11 protein-coding genes and 1 tRNA gene are annotated in these 14,422 nt (G+C 70.2%); 5 read left to right on the forward strand and 7 right to left on the reverse strand.

Annotated features, from left to right (window positions below):
* Positions 1–253: 253 nt before the first annotated feature.
* From ACH34R_RS38350 to ACH34R_RS38360, 3 genes are all read right to left on the reverse strand, one after another.
* Positions 254–1,504: an MFS transporter gene (locus ACH34R_RS38350; protein ID WP_397566505.1), complete on the reverse strand. Its 1,251-nt coding sequence runs from the start codon at positions 1,502–1,504 to the stop codon at positions 254–256.
* Entirely contained in the window at positions 1,501–2,709 is a 1,209-nt protein-coding gene (gene hemA, locus ACH34R_RS38355; RefSeq protein ID WP_397566506.1) for a 5-aminolevulinate synthase, read from the reverse strand. Before hemA ends, ACH34R_RS38350 begins: the two co-directional genes overlap by 4 nt.
* Positions 2,710–2,872: 163 nt before the next feature.
* Positions 2,873–3,400, reverse strand: coding sequence for a MarR family winged helix-turn-helix transcriptional regulator (locus tag ACH34R_RS38360; protein WP_397566507.1), 528 nt, complete (start codon positions 3,398–3,400; stop codon positions 2,873–2,875).
* 58 nt (positions 3,401–3,458) lie between these two features.
* Between ACH34R_RS38360 and ACH34R_RS38365 the strand changes: the two genes are divergently transcribed.
* Both ACH34R_RS38365 and ACH34R_RS38370 read left to right on the forward strand, forming a co-directional pair.
* Entirely contained in the window at positions 3,459–4,250 is a 792-nt protein-coding gene (locus tag ACH34R_RS38365) for a trans-aconitate 2-methyltransferase (protein WP_397566508.1), read from the forward strand.
* A 103-nt stretch (positions 4,251–4,353) separates the two neighbouring features.
* The gene (locus tag ACH34R_RS38370; RefSeq protein WP_397566509.1) at positions 4,354–5,880 is read left to right on the forward strand and encodes a CHAD domain-containing protein; all 1,527 of its coding nucleotides are present in this window, start codon (positions 4,354–4,356) and stop codon (positions 5,878–5,880) included.
* A gap of 19 nt (positions 5,881–5,899) precedes the next feature.
* On the opposite strand, the gene ACH34R_RS38375 is transcribed toward ACH34R_RS38370, so the two are convergent.
* From ACH34R_RS38375 to ACH34R_RS38390, 4 genes are all read right to left on the reverse strand, one after another.
* A complete protein-coding gene (locus tag ACH34R_RS38375; protein WP_397566510.1) occupies positions 5,900–6,793 on the reverse strand; it encodes an NUDIX domain-containing protein in 894 nt (297 codons plus the stop codon).
* The gene (locus ACH34R_RS38380; protein ID WP_397566511.1) at positions 6,786–8,879 is read right to left on the reverse strand and encodes an RNA degradosome polyphosphate kinase; all 2,094 of its coding nucleotides are present in this window, start codon (positions 8,877–8,879) and stop codon (positions 6,786–6,788) included. Before ACH34R_RS38380 ends, ACH34R_RS38375 begins: the two co-directional genes overlap by 8 nt.
* A 101-nt stretch (positions 8,880–8,980) precedes the next feature.
* Positions 8,981–10,126 (reverse strand): TetR family transcriptional regulator, encoded by a 1,146-nt coding sequence (locus ACH34R_RS38385; protein WP_397566512.1) that lies wholly within the window; start codon positions 10,124–10,126, stop codon positions 8,981–8,983.
* 85 nt (positions 10,127–10,211) lie between these two features.
* Positions 10,212–11,150, reverse strand: a complete 939-nt coding sequence (locus ACH34R_RS38390; RefSeq protein ID WP_397566513.1) for an acyl-CoA desaturase — start codon at positions 11,148–11,150, stop codon at positions 10,212–10,214.
* 377 nt (positions 11,151–11,527) lie between these two features.
* Here ACH34R_RS38390 and ACH34R_RS38395 point away from each other — a divergent pair.
* The 3 genes from ACH34R_RS38395 (at position 11,528) to ACH34R_RS38405 (ending at position 14,299) form a co-directional block, all read left to right on the forward strand.
* Positions 11,528–11,599 (forward strand) — tRNA-Gln (locus ACH34R_RS38395).
* A 212-nt stretch (positions 11,600–11,811) separates the two neighbouring features.
* Complete coding sequence (gene glmU, locus ACH34R_RS38400) at positions 11,812–13,272, forward strand: bifunctional UDP-N-acetylglucosamine diphosphorylase/glucosamine-1-phosphate N-acetyltransferase GlmU (RefSeq protein ID WP_397566514.1); 1,461 nt, start codon at positions 11,812–11,814, stop codon at positions 13,270–13,272.
* Positions 13,273–13,321: 49 nt separating this feature from the next.
* Positions 13,322–14,299, forward strand: coding sequence for a ribose-phosphate diphosphokinase (locus tag ACH34R_RS38405; protein WP_397566515.1), 978 nt, complete (start codon positions 13,322–13,324; stop codon positions 14,297–14,299).
* Positions 14,300–14,422 lie beyond the last annotated feature (123 nt).

Consider the following 14,422-nt stretch of genomic DNA (forward strand, 5'->3'; position numbering starts at 1 on the left):
CGCACGAGCCTGCCGCCACCATATCGCAGGAAAAAGTCAAGTGGCCACATCGTGCCTGCTCGGGCTACGGCGCGCAGGAGGGGTGACGTCACCGGCACCTTTATTCGCCATCTTGATCTCGTGCCCCTTTCCGATTTTCCGCCCCACTGGTGGTCCTCGCCGCCCGGTGTTCGCGATGCCGGAAGCAGGCGGATACCCATGGGTTCTTACGCGCGCCTGACGTCCTCCTTACGCGGCACCCACGCGAGGAGGGTCAGGATCGGGGCTGTTCGGGCGGGGTGTAGGTACGGGCCGCGATGAGGACGGCGGCAAGGCCGAGGACGAACGCGGGTACGGCGAGGGCGTGGGCTCCGGCCACGGTGATCAGTACGCCGCCCAGGCCGCCGCCGAGCGCGATGCCCAGGTAGAGCGCCGAGCTGTTGAGCGCGACCGTGAACGGGCCGCCGCTCTCGCTCAGCGCCAGCAGCCGGTACTGCTGCGGCACCAGGTACATCCAGCCGGTCGCCCCCCACACGAACAGCGCGACGGCCGCCGCCGCGAAGGACCGTGACCACAGGGGGAGCAGGGCGAGGTCCACGACCATGCCGCCGACCGCCGCGACCGCGATGGCCCGTGGGCCGAAGCGGTCGGTGAGCGGACCGGCGACGGCGTTGCCCGCCACCGCGCCGACGCCGAAGATCAGCAGCAGTACGGCCAGCGCCTCGCCGCTGCCCACGGTGACATCGGTGAGCAGGGGGGCGATGTAGGTGTAGACGACGTGTTCGGCGGTGACGGCGAGGAGCGTCACCGACAGGGTGATCAGTACGGCGGGATTCCGCAGGCCCGCCAGCCGTTCGGCGATGGTGTGGCGGCCCGCCGGTTCCAGCCTGGGCAGCAGCGCCAGCGCGCCCGCGAGGGCGAGCGCGCCGAGCCCGGCCACGCCGAGCAGCGTCGCCCGCCAGCCGAACGCCTCGCCGACGAACGTGCCGAGCGGCACACCAAGCGCGGTGGCCACGGTCAGGCCGCCGATCACCACGCTGAGCGCGGCGCCCCGGCGTTCCTCCCCGGCCAGGGCCGCCGCGGCGGCCGACGCCTGCGGCGTGTACCCGGCCGCACCGGCCGCGGCCACCACCCGCCCGGCCAGGACGACGGCGAACGAACCGGCGAAGGCCGAGATCAGGTTGCCCGCGACGAAGACGGCCAGGGCCACGGCCAGCACGGTCCGCCGGGACAGGCGGCCGGTGAGGGAGGCGTTGACGGGGGCGAGTACGGCGTAGGCGAGGGAGAACACGGTGATGAGCTGCCCGGCCGTACCGGGGGAGACGGCGAGTTCGGCGGAGAGTTCGGTCAGCACGCCCGCGATCACGAACGCGTCGGTCCCGATCGCGAAAGCGCCGGTCGCCAGCAACCACAGCACCGGCGGCAGCCGCGCCCTGCCGGGATGTCCGGTCTCCGGACCGGTCGCGGGGTTGCCGGGACGGTCGGCGGGGTCGGTGTCCTGGTCGCCTTGGTGGTGGGCGGTCATGCGCGGGGGAGGGCGAGGTCGGACCAGACCTGGTCGAGGGCGTGCGCGAAGGCGGTCACGTCGTCGGCGGTGTGCCGGGAGGTGGGGGTGACGCGCAGGCGTTCGGTGCCCTCGGGGACGGTGGGGGCGTTCACCGGCTGGACGTAGTAGCCGTGGTCGGTGAGCAGGTGTTCGCTGACCCGCTTGCACAGGTGCGGGTCGCCGACCAGGACCGGCACGACGTGGCTGTCCGCGGAGACGAGCGGGATGCCGCGCTCGCGCAGCGCCGCCTTCAACTGGGCGCTGCGCGCCCTGACCGCCTCGCGCTGGGTGGGGTCCCGGCGTACGTGCCGTACGCTCGCCAGCGCGCCCGCGACCACCGGCGCCGCAAGCGACGTACTGAAGACGAACGACGTGGCGAACGACCGCACCGCGTCCACGACCGCCTCCGGCCCGGCGATGTAACCGCCGGAGCCGCCGAGTCCCTTGCCGAACCCGGCCATGATCACCGTGATCCGGTCGCTCAGCCCCAGCTCCTCCGCGTACCCGGAGCCGGTCGCGCCGTAGACGCCGACCGCGTGGACCTCGTCGAGGTAGGTCAGCGCGCCCGCCTCCTCGGCCGCCGCGACGATCTCGGCGGCGGGGGAGAAGTCGCCCTCCATCGAGTACAACGACTCGAACACCACCAGTTTCGGCACCTCAGGTCCGTCCTCGGCGAGTAATCGGCGTAAGTGGCCGACGTCGTTGTGGCGGAAGATCCGTTTGCGCGCGCCGCCGCTCTTGATCCCGTGGATGATCGAGGCGTGGTTCAGCTCGTCGGAGAAGACCACCAGTCCGGGCAGCTTCTTGCCGAGGACCGACAGCGCGGCCTCGTTCGCGCCGAATCCCGTGCTGAACAGCAGGGCGCGCGGCTTGCCGTGGAAGGAGGCCAGCTCGGCCTCCAGCGCATGGTGGTAGACGCTGGTGCCGGAGATGCTGCGCGGGCCGCCGGTACCGAGCCCGACGGTGCGGACCGCCTCGGTCACCGCGCCGACCACGGCCGGGTGCCCGCTCATCGCCAGGTAGTCGTTGGAGCACCAGACGACGATCTCCCGTTCGCCTTCGCCGCTGTGCCAGATGGCGCGGGAGGCCGTGCCGGCGCGGCGTTCCAGGTTGAGGTAGGTGCGATAGCGGCCGAGCCGCTTGGCGGTGGCGATCTCGCCGTCCAGGTGTGCCAGGGCGTCCATCAGGGTCCTTCCTTGTCGGGCGGCATGGCCAACGGCATGGCCAACGGCACGGAGCATGAGCGGACCGGCGATGCCCAGGGCATCCCTCATACGGTGTATATCCCGGTATTTCCGGTAGAGGCAACACGGTATGGATCAATGCTATGGAGCGGACCAGGTCCGCTCAGGGGGCGGCGTCGAACGGCACGAGGAGGCTGCGCAGCAGCCCGGCCAGGGTGTCGCGCTCGTCGGCGTGCAGGCAGGCGAGCAGCTGGTGCTCGCGGCGGAGCAGGTCGGCGAAGGCGGCGTCCACACGGTCGCGGCCCGCCGGGGTGAGGGAGACCAGGACCCCGCGCCGGTCCTCAGGGTCGGGGCGGCGGCGGACCAGCCCGGCCGCCGCGAGGCGGTCGATGCGGTTGGTCATCGTGCCGGAGGTGACCAGGGTGGCGCGCAGCAGCGCGCCGGGGCTCAGCTCGTACGGCTCGCCGGCCCGGCGCAGGGTGGTGAGCACGTCGAACTCCCACGGCTCAAGGCCGTGCTCGGCGAAGGCCGCGCGGCGGGCCCGATCGAGGTGGCGGGCCAGCCGGGAGACCCGGCTGAGCACCTGCAACGGCTCCACGTCCAGGTCAGGACGCTCCTGCCGCCAGGCCGCCACCAGCCGATCGACCTCATCACGGTCGTCCGGCCGGGCCACGCCCACCTCGTCAGTCATGACATGGAGTCTAGCTGTCTTGACGTCGAGATACCTGGTTCGCTAGTACTTTATCTTGATGTCAAGAGATATGTGGGACCCCGCCGTATACCACCGCTTCGCCGGCGAACGCGCCCGGCCCTTCTTCGAGTTGCTGGCCCGGGTGCGCGCCGACGATCCACAGTATGTCGTGGACGCCGGGTGCGGACCCGGCGAACTCACCGCCGAACTCGCCCGGCGCTGGCCGGACGCCGAAGTACACGGCTTCGACTCCTCACCCGCGATGATCGGCAAGGCCCGGTCGCACGCCCACGACCGGCTCGCCTTCGAGGTCGCCGACCTGCGCGAATGGCGTCCGCGACGGCCGGTGGACGTGCTGGTCAGCAACGCCGTCCTGCAATGGCTGCCCGACCACCGCGAACTGCTGCCCGCCTGGGTGGCCGCGCTCGCGCCCGGCGGCTGGCTGGCCTTCCAGGTGCCGGGCAACTTCGACGAACCGAGCCACACCACGGTCCGCGCGCTCTGCCGTACGCCGGAGTGGCGCGACCGGCTCGGCGACCTGGGCGAATATCGGTCGGTGGGCAAGCCCGCCGAGTATCTGGAACTGCTCGCCGGGCTCGGCTGCCGGGTGGACGCCTGGGAGACCACCTACATCCACCTGCTGCCGGGCGAGGACGCGGTGCTCGGCTGGATCAGCGGCACGGCGCTGCGGCCCGTCCTGGACCGGCTCGGCGAGGGGCCGGAGCGGGAGGCGTTTCTCGCGGCCTGCCGTACGGCGCTCGACGCGGCCTACCCGCGCGGGCCGTACGGCACACCCTTCCCGTTCCGCCGGATCTTCGTCGTCGCCCAGACCGGCCCGCACGAAGCATGAAATGTGGCCGAAAGGGGCACCGACTGATGGGTCGCGAGGTTTGTTTACCTTGCGGTGGCATCATGGCCACGTATCCGCTACCTGGACATAATGCGGGGTTACTGTGGCACTTGAGATCGAAGACAAGTTCGATGTTCCTGTGGACTTCCAAGTCCCCGAACTGAGCGGAGTACGCGGCTGCGGGGAAGCGGCCGGCCCGAAGAGCCACCAGCTCGTGGCGATCTACTTCGACACCGCCGACCTGCGCCTGGCCGCCCGGGGCATCACCCTGCGCCGCCGCCGCGGCGGCGCGGACCCCGGCTGGCACCTGAAGCTGCCCAAGGCCAAGGGCGTGCGGCAGGAGATCACCCATCCGCTCACCCGGAGCACCAAGATCGTTCCGGCGGCGCTGGCCGGGCTCGTCCAAGCGTACACACGCGGGGCCGAACTGATCCCGGTGGCCGAGCTGGACACCCGGCGCAGCGTGACCGTGCTGCACGACGTCGCGGGCAACGCCGCCGTGGAGGTCGCCGACGACCGGGTCAAGGGCACGGTCTTCGGCGAGGAGCCGCGGATCGAGCGCTGGCGCGAGGTGGAGGCCGAGCTGATCGGGGCGACCGACCTGGCCGTACTGCGCCGGGTCGGCAAGCGGCTGCGCAAGGCGGGGGCCGCCCCGGCGACGTCGGCCAGCAAGCTGGCCCGGCTGCTCAACGGGACCGCTCCCAAGGCCGCTCCCAAAGCCGCTCCACGGCCGGTGGCCGTCCCGGGCAGCGCGGGCGAGGTCGTGCTCGACTACCTCACCGCCCAGGTCACCGCGCTGCTCGCCCAGGATCCCCGGGTACGGCAGGCCGGCGATGACGCCGTCCACCAGATGCGGGTGGCCTGCCGCAGGCTGCGCAGCGCGCTGAAGGCGTTCAAGAGCATCGTCGCGGCGAATTCCGAGGTCGCCGCGATCCAGGGCGAGTTGCAGTGGCTCGGCAACGAGCTGGGCACCGCCCGCGACCTGGAGGTCATCCGGGCCAGGTTCGCCCGGCACTTCGCCGCGCTGCCCGACGCGCTGGTGGTCGGCCCGATCACCGACCGGCTCGGCGACGACCTGCTGGTCAAGGAGCGCGCCGCCTACGAGCAGATCCGGCAGACCCTGTCCGACCAGCGCTATTTCGACCTGCTCGACGCGCTGGACGCGCTGCTGGCCGCGCCGGCGTTCACCAAGCAGGCGAAAAGGCCCGCGGACGCCCCGCTGGCCGCCGTCGCCGAACGGGAGTGGCGGCGGGTGACCGACGCCTACGACGTCGCCCAGGCCAAACCGGACGAGGACGAGCGCGAGATCGCCATGCACGACGTGCGCAAGGCCGCCAAGCGGGCCCGGTACACGGCCGAGGTGCTCGGCATGCGCGAGCTGGCCAAGATCGCCGAGGAGGTGCAGGAGACCCTGGGCACGTACCAGGACGGCGTGGTGACGCAGGAACTGCTGGCCCACGAGGCCGAGAACGCCCGCCTGGCCGGTGAGGACACCTTCACCTACGGCGTGCTGACCGGCCTGGAACGGGCCACCGGCGAACGCGCCCACGTCGCCTTCCCCGACGTCTGGACGCGGACGACGACCGCCGCCCGCGCCTTCTTCGACGGCCGCCGGGATCCGGCGTCGTAGTCACGCCGGGTGACGGACATCACGTGCTGTAGCGTTCCAGGGCGACGATCCGGCCCGCCGCGTGGTGCAGTACGGCGAACGCGCCCTTGCGCAGGTGGGTGTCCCTGCCGGGGCCGCTGTGCCGCTCCTGCCACACGGCGTCGATCAGCGGCGGCAGCGTCTTGCCGTGCCCGCACAGTACGGCGGGCACGCCGGCGTCCATCAGGTCGAGGGCGAGGCGCAGCACCACCGCCGGGTCGGGGGCGGTCTCGGTGAGCGCGGCGTCCTCGCGGACGGGCAGGCCATGCCCGGCCGCGTAGGGCTGGAGCGTCTGCACGCAGCGCAGGCTGGGCGAGCTGACCAGGACCTGCGGCCGGAACCCGGCCAGCGCCTCGGCGATCCCGGCGGCCTGCGCCCGGCCGTCCTCGTCGAGCGGGCGCTCGTCGTCCTCGCCCGGCCAGTCCTGGCGCGAGCCGGCCAGGCCGTGCCGTACGAAGATCAGCGGGATGGTGGTGAGCGGCGCGGCGCGCAGGCCGCGCAGCAGGCCCGCGTCCCACTCGTAGGTGAGCCGCCGCCTGGCCTCCTCCACCGGCAGCCAGGCCAGCTCATCGACCTCCTCGCTCACCTCGAAGCCGGGGCCGCCGAGCGCCCGCGCGGCCCAGTAGTCGACGCGCTTGAGCCTGCCGTTCTTCAGGTAGTGGATCGGCGGCAGCGCCCGGCCGAGCACCGCGTCGATCCCGGTCTCCTCGCAGACCTCGCGTAACGCGCCGGCGATGACGTGCTCACCGGCCTTGAGCTTGCCCTTGGGGAAGGACCAGTCGTCATAGCGCGGCCGGTGGACCAGGACGACCTCGGGACTGTTCTCGTCGCCGCGCCACACCACCGCCCCCGCCGCCCGGATCATGTCGGTCGGGTGGACGTCGAGCTCAGTCATCAATCGTCCTCCACCGGCGGGTACCGATGAGATGGGTCTGCACGTCCAGGAGGGGTTCGCCGTTGTCGTCGCGGTGCCGACGGGTCCATGATCCGTCGGAGCACAGCCACCAGGTGCTCGTCCGGTCGGATGTGCACAGGTCGAGCAGTTCGCTGAGGTATTCGCGGTGCTGCTGGCTGGTGACCTTGACCAGGGCCTCCACCCTGCGGTCCAGGTTGCGGCGCATCACGTCGGCGCTGCCGATCCAGATCTCCGGACGCCGTCCCGCGCCGAACTCGTAGATGCGGGAGTGCTCCAGGAAGCGGCCGAGCACGCTGCGCACCCGGATGTTCTCCGACAGGCCGGGGATGCCCGGCCGCAGCGTGCAGACCCCGCGCACGCACACGTCGATCGGCACGCCCGCCCGGGAGGCCCGGTACAGGGCGTCGATCAACTCCTCGTCCACCAGGCTGTTGCTCTTGATCCGGATGCGCGCCGGGCGTCCGGCCTCAAGGTGGCCGATCTCCCGCTCGATCCTGGCGATCAGGCCGCCGCGCATCGAGTGCGGGGCCACCAGCAGCCGGCGGTAGGCGGAGTGGTTGGAGTAGCCGGTGAGGTGGATGAACAGGTCGGTGACGTCCTCGCCGACCAGCGGGTCGGAGGTCAGCAGGCCGAAGTCCTCGTACAGCCGGGCGGTCTTGGGGTTGTAGTTGCCGGTGCCGATGTGGCAGTAACGGCGCAGTTCGCCGGACGCCTCCTGCCGTACGACGAGGGCGAGCTTGCAGTGCGTCTTGAGCCCGACCACCCCGTAGACCACGTGGCAGCCGGCCCGCTCCAGCTTGCGCGCCCAGGAGATGTTCGCGTGCTCGTCGAACCTGGCCTTGATCTCCACCACGACCACGACCTGCTTGCCCGCTTCGGCGGCGTCGATCAGCGCGTCCACGATCGGGGAGTCGCCGCTGGTGCGGTAGAGGGTCTGCTTGATCGCCAGGACGTTCGGGTCCTTGGCGGCGTCCTCGACCAGGCGCTGCACGCTGGTGGAGAAGGAGTCGTAGGGGTGGTGGACGAGTACATCGCGTTCGCGCAGTACGGCGAACAGGTCGTCTTCGGCGTGGACGGCCTCGGCGGGGACGAACGGCCGGTAGCTCAGCTCGCCCCGGTCGAGGTCGGCGATGGCGTGCAGGCCGGTGAGGTCGAGCGGGCCGGGCAGCCGGTAGATCTCATGGTCGGCCACGTCCAGCTCCTCGACCAGCAGGTCGAGGACCTCGTCGGTGATGTTCTCCTCGACCTCCAGGCGCACGGCGGGGCCGAACCGCCGGTTGCGCAGCTCGCGTTCGAGGGCCTGCATCAGGTTCTCGGTGACGTCCTCGTCCACTTCGAGGTCTTCGTTGCGGGTGACCCGGAAGACGTGGTGCTGGACGATCTCCATGCCCTTGAAGAGCTGGCCCAGGTGGGCGGCGATGACGTCTTCCAGCGGGACGAACCGGTCCTTGGAGGCCGCCACGAAGCGGGGGAGCTGACTCGGGACCTTGACCCGGGCGAAGACGGTCTGGCCGGTGGCCGGGTTGCGGACGATGACGGCCAGGTTGAGCGACAGGCCGGAGATATAGGGAAACGGGTGGGCGGGATCGACGGCCAGCGGCGTGAGCACCGGGCGGATCCGCTCCCGGAAGAGCTTGCGCAGGCCGGTGCGCTCGTCCCGGCCGAGGTCGTCCCAGCGGACCAGTTCGATGCCCTCGGCGCTCAGCGTCGGGCGGATCTGCGTGTGGAAGCAGGCGGCGTGGCGCAGCGCCAGTTCGTCGGCGATCGCGGCGATCCTGGCCAGTTCCTCGCGCGGCTTCAGCCCGCTCTTCGTGCGCAGCAGCAGGCCGGTGGCCATCCGCCGCTTGAGCCCGGCCACCCGGACCCGGAAGAACTCGTCGAGGTTGCTTGCGAAGATCGCCAGGAACCGGACGCGTTCGAGGAGGGGCAGGGACGCGTCCTCCGCCATTTCGAGCACGCGCTGGTTGAACTGGAGCCACGACTCTTCCCTGTTGAGGAAGCGCTCCGCAGGGAGTGGTGGCTCTTCCTGCCCGTCTGGCGGTGGTTGCACGAGTTCGGCGGACATATCAAAGAATATTGCTCAGCTTGTTGAACAGAGCGTTAACTTCGGCTCAACGAGTGCGGTCAGTGCTTCGCCGAGCGACGTTCTCCCGGCTCCTGTCCACTCTAACCCGATCCATACCCTTCGTCCTGTATGCGGACCGGGGTATGCGCGGCCACCGCCGACCGGGGCTGCTCGGGCTGTGCCTGGGGCGGCTGCGGCTGGTGGAGCTGCGGCTGTTGGGGGCGGCTCGGCGTCCGGCCGGCCGCGCGCGCCTCCCGGGCGCGCAGCCTCTCCTGCTCCCGCACCTCCCGCTCGCGGGCCTTCTCCAGTTCCCTGGCCTCGCGTTCGCGGGCCTTCTCCCGCTCGCGCAGCTCGCGTTCCCTGGCCTTCTCCTGCTCGCGGACCAGCTTCTCCTGCTCCTTGCGCTCCTTCTCGCGGGCCTTCTCCCGCTCCCGCTGTTCGCGCAGCCGCTGCTTCTCCTGCTCGCGGGCGTACTTCTCCTGCTCCTTGACCTCGCGTTCGCGGGCCTTCTCCCGCTCGCGCAGCTCCTTGTCGGTGGCCGGCCGTACGACGGGCGGGAGCGGCTGGGCCCTTTGCGCGGTCTGTGCGGCCTGTGCGCTCTGTGCCTCCGCCCGGCGGCTCGCGGGACTGAGCCGCGGGCTGGGGTTGAGGCCCGTCAGGCCGTTCCAGGCGAGGTTCACCAGGTTGGCGGCGACCTCCTCGCGGCCGGGCGCGCGTACGTCGAGCCACCACTGGCCGGTCAGCGCGACCATGCCGACCAGCATCTGGGCGTACATCGGCGCGAGCTTGGGGTCATAGCCGCGGTTGGCGAACTCGTCGGCCAGCATGTCCTCCACCTGGCTGGCGATCTCGCTGATCAGGCTGGCGAACGTGCCGGTGCCCGACGCCGCGTGCGAGTCGCGGACCAGGATGCGAAAGCCCTCGCTGCTCTCCTCGATGTAGTGGAGCAGCGCGAGGGCGGCCCGCTCCAGCTTGGCCAGCGGGTGTGAGGCCGAGAGCGCCTCGGTGATCATCGTCAGCAGCCGCTGCATCTCGCGGTCCACGACCACCGCGTAGATGCCCTCCTTGCCGCCGAAGTGCTCATAGACCACGGGCTTGGAGACCTGGGCGTGGGCGGCGATCTCCTCGACGGAGGTGCCGTCGAACCCCTTCTCCGCGAAGAGCGCGCGGCTCACCGCGATCAGCTGCTCCCTGCGTTCCTTGCCTGACATACGTCTGCGGGACCGGGATTCGCTCACAGGATTCATAATGCCCGCAGTTCTCCCGGCGGTGGGAACACGGGCCGCCTCGGTATCGGCGGCCCGGCCGATCAGATGGGGTGTCCGGGGGGACTCAGCCAAGTCGTCTCGCCGCCAGCCGCTCGGGGTCCGGCCACCGTACGTCGTAGGCCCAGCCGGCCTTCTCCAGCAGGCGGATGACGCCGGCGCTCAGGTCGATCTGGCCCTTCAGCGCACCGTGCCTGGCACAGGTCGGGTCGGAGTGGTGCAGGTTGTGCCAGGACTCGCCGAACGACGGGAGCGCCAGCCACCAGACGTTCCGCGACTTGTCGCGCACCTGGAAGTCCTCTTCGCCGAAGACGTGGCAGATCGAGTTGATCGACCAGGTCACATGGTGCAGCAGCCCGATCCGTACCACCGTGCCCCAGAAGAACGCGGTCGCCGCGCCCCACCACGACCAGGTCACCAGGCCGCCGATGATCGCGGGCAGCACGAGGGAGGAGATGGCCATGACCGGGAACCAGGAGTGCATCTTGCGTACGTCGGGGTCCTTGTAGAGGTCGGGGGCGTACTTCTCCCGGTTGGCCCGGGTGGGCTCGAACAGCCAGCCCATGTGCGCGTACATCAGGCCCTTGGACATCGCCTTGAACCCGGTGCCGAACCGCCATGGCGAGTGCGGGTCGCCCTCCTTGTCGGAGAACTTGTGGTGCTTGCGGTGGGTGGCCACCCAGTCCAGCACGGACATCTCCAGTGAGAGGCTGCCGGCGATGCCGAGTGCGATCTTCAGCGGGCGCTTGGCCTTGAAGGAGCCGTGCGTGAAGTAGCGGTGCAGGCCGACGGTGACGCCGAGGCCGGTCACGACGTAGAAGACGAACGCGATGACGATGTCGACCCAGCTCAGCCCCCAGCCCCAGGCGAAGGGCACGGCGGCGGCGATGGCGATCAGTGGAGCGGCCACCACGACACCGAAGGTGATGATCTCCGATCTCGTCTTGAGCTCTGGATCGATGTCTGGCTTAGGGCGATGCGCCGTGTTTTCGGTGGCGACGGTCATAGGGCTGCCTCTCGCTACGTGAATGGGAGCGATGTCCTAGCTACGCAACCGTAACTTACGCCATCGTAGGTAAGGAAGACCTCAGTGCCGAATATGTCCGGGGTGACGATCCGGAAGGTCTCCGATGGGGCTCGGGTGGGCCTCGGGTGGTGCTCGGGTGGCCCGTGGGTGTGGTAATGCCCCCCGACATGTCCGACTATATGCGCATAGTGCGGGCAGTGATGCGGTACGTGAGCGGGTGGCCGCCGGGCGGCCAAAAGATCCACGGTGCTTGCCCAACTCGATCGTCGGAGGGTGTGCGCGCCAGGTAGGGTGTGCTCGGTGGACTGAGTTGGGCGGTCGTCGAGGGATCTCGCACCGCTTGGGTCGGTCCGTAATCCGGCGTTGGGTAATTGGCAGCCCGCTGTCTTTTGGTGTCAGTTGTCCAGGTTCGAGTCCTGGCGCCGGAGCGGTAGTCGTGTGTGGTTCATCGGGTCGCCCGGGATGCTCGGGTGGGGTGAGAGTCACCGTGAGGCGGGCAGGTATCCTCACGGTGTCGGGTGGATTGCGGCGCGGGGCCCAGGTGGTAGCCGTACGCCATCCTCATCAGGTTTGAGTAGATCATCCGTTTGTTCACAGCATCCGAACCATCCACAGCCGCGACGCCGAGGGAGCTCAGTCCGTGAGTGTGCCGCGCCCGGCCGCCGTCGTCGTCCTCGCCGCGGGCGAGGGCACACGGATGAAGTCCGAACGACCGAAAGTCCTGCACGAGCTGTGCGGCCGGGCCATGCTCGACCACGTGCTCACCGCCGCGCGCGGGCTCGAACCCGAGCGCCTGATCGTCGTCATCGGGCACGAGCGGGAGCGGATGCGCGAGCATCTGGCCGCCACCAGCCCCGACGCGCTGGCCGTGGTGCAGGCCGAGCAGCGCGGCACCGGCCACGCCGTGCGCACCGCCCTGGAAGATGTCGGCACGATCGGCGGCACCGTCCTGGTGACGTACGGCGACACGCCGATGCTGCGCCGCGAGACGATGGCCCGGCTGCTCGCCGTACACGCCCACGAGGGCAACGCGGTCACCGTGCTGACCGCCGAGGTGCCCGACCCGACCGGATACGGGCGGATCGTCCGCGACTCCGGCGGCGCGGTGCTGGAGATCGTCGAGCACAAGGACGCCACCCCCGAGCAGCGCGCGATCCGGGAGATGAACTCCGGGGTCTACGCCTTCGACGGCCGGCTCCTGGCCGACGGCATCAAGCGGGTCGGGGCCGCCAACGCCCAGGGCGAGGAATACCTCACCGACGTTCTGGCGATCCTGCGCGCCGACGGCCACCGGGTCGGCGCCTTCGTGGCCGCCGACCACGTCGAGGTGGAGGGCGTCAACAACCGCGTCCAGCTCGCCGCCGCCCGCCGGGTGCTGAACGACCGGATGCTGCGCGAGCACATGCTGGCCGGGGTGACCGTGATCGATCCGGCCAGTACCTGGATCGACGTGGACGTCGAGCTCGCGGCCGACGCCGTGATCCACCCCGGGTGCCAGTTGCACGGCCGTACGACGGTCGCCGCCGGCGCGCAGATCGGCCCGGCCACCACGCTGACCGACACCGAGGTCGGGGCCGACGCCGTGGTGCGCAACTCGGTCTGCGAGGGCGCGCGGATCGGCCCGCAGGCCCAGGTCGGCCCCTACACCTACCTGCGCCCGGGGGCCGTGCTGATGCGCAAGGCCAAGGCGGGCGCGCATGTCGAGATAAAGAACTCCCAGGTCGGCGAGGGTGCCAAGGTGCCGCACCTCAGCTACGTGGGAGACGCCACGATCGGCGCGGGCGCCAACATCGGCGCGGCGACCGTGTTCGTCAACTACGACGGCGTGGCCAAGAATCACACCACGGTGGGAGAGCACGCGTTCGTCGGCTGCGACACCATGCTGATCGCGCCCGTGACGATCGGCGACGGCGCCCACACGGCGGCGGGATCCACGATCACCAACGACGTGCCGCCCGGGGCGATCGCGGTCGCCCGCGGACGGCAGCGCAACATTGAAGGGTGGGTCGCGCGTAAGCGTGCGGGCACCAGGTCGGCCGAGGCGGCGCTCCGCGCGTCGGCCGCCGCGCCGACCGGCGATCAACAGGAGAAAGGCACGTGAGCAAGCGATCACGTCGGCACGTCATCGAATCATCCGGTGAGGTGGCACAGTGAGCGGCAGGAAGACGACCGGGGAGAAGAACCTCATGTTCTTCTCCGGCAGGGCCTATCCCGAGCTGGCCGAAGAGGTGGCGGCCCACCTCGGGATCGAGATGACCCCCACCAGACTGCACGACTTCGCCAACGGTGAGATCTACGCCCGCTACCTGGAGTCCGTACGCGGATGTGACGCCTTCGTGATCCAGAGTCACACTGCTCCGATCAACCAGTGGATCATGGAACAGTTGATCATGGTGGACGCGCTCAAGCGGGCCTCGGCCAAGCGCATCACCGTGGTCATGCCGTTCTTCGGGTACGCCCGCCAGGACAAGAAGGGCCGCGGCCGGGAGCCGATCACCGCCCGGCTCGTCGCCGACCTGTTCAAGACCGCGGGAGCCGACCGGCTCATGTCGGTCGACCTGCACACCTCCCAGATCCAGGGCTTCTTCGACGGGCCGGTGGACCACCTGTTCGCGATGCCGGTCCTCGCCTCCTACCTGCGCGACAAGCTGGAGCCGGAGAACACCACGATCGTCTCCCCCGACACCGGCCGGGTCCGCCTGGCCGAGCGGTGGGCCGACAAGCTCGGCACCCCGGTCGCCTTCATCCACAAGCGCCGCGATCTCGACGTGGCCAACCAGGTGAAGGTGCACGAGGTGGTCGGTAAGGTACGCGGCCGTACATGCGTGCTGATCGACGACATGATCGACACGGCGGGCACCATCTGCAAGGCCGCCGACGCCCTCTATGAGCAGGGCGCGACCAACGTGCTGGTCGCGGCCACCCATGCGGTGTTCTCCAGCCCGGCCGTGGACCGGATGAAGAACTCCCAGATCTCCGAGGTCGTGGTGACGAACACGCTGCCGCTGGCGGGCGACAAGCGGTTCGACAAGCTGACGGTGCTGTCCATCGCGCCGCTGATCGCGCAGGCGATCGGCGAGGTCTTCAACGACGGCTCGGTGACGAGCCTGTTCGAGGGGGACAGCTAGTGGCGCATCACCGAATCTTGCTGGGGTTATTGATCTCGGCGAGTGAGCACGCCAGCCTTGTCCCGGAGTAGTTCTGGGAGGTGGTCGTGGCACGTAAGCCCGAGGTGTTCGTCCGGCCGTTGT

Origin of the sequence: Spongiactinospora sp. 9N601 (genome assembly GCF_044326295.1) — a bacterium.
GTDB classification, from domain to species: domain Bacteria; phylum Actinomycetota; class Actinomycetes; order Streptosporangiales; family Streptosporangiaceae; genus Spongiactinospora; species Spongiactinospora gelatinilytica.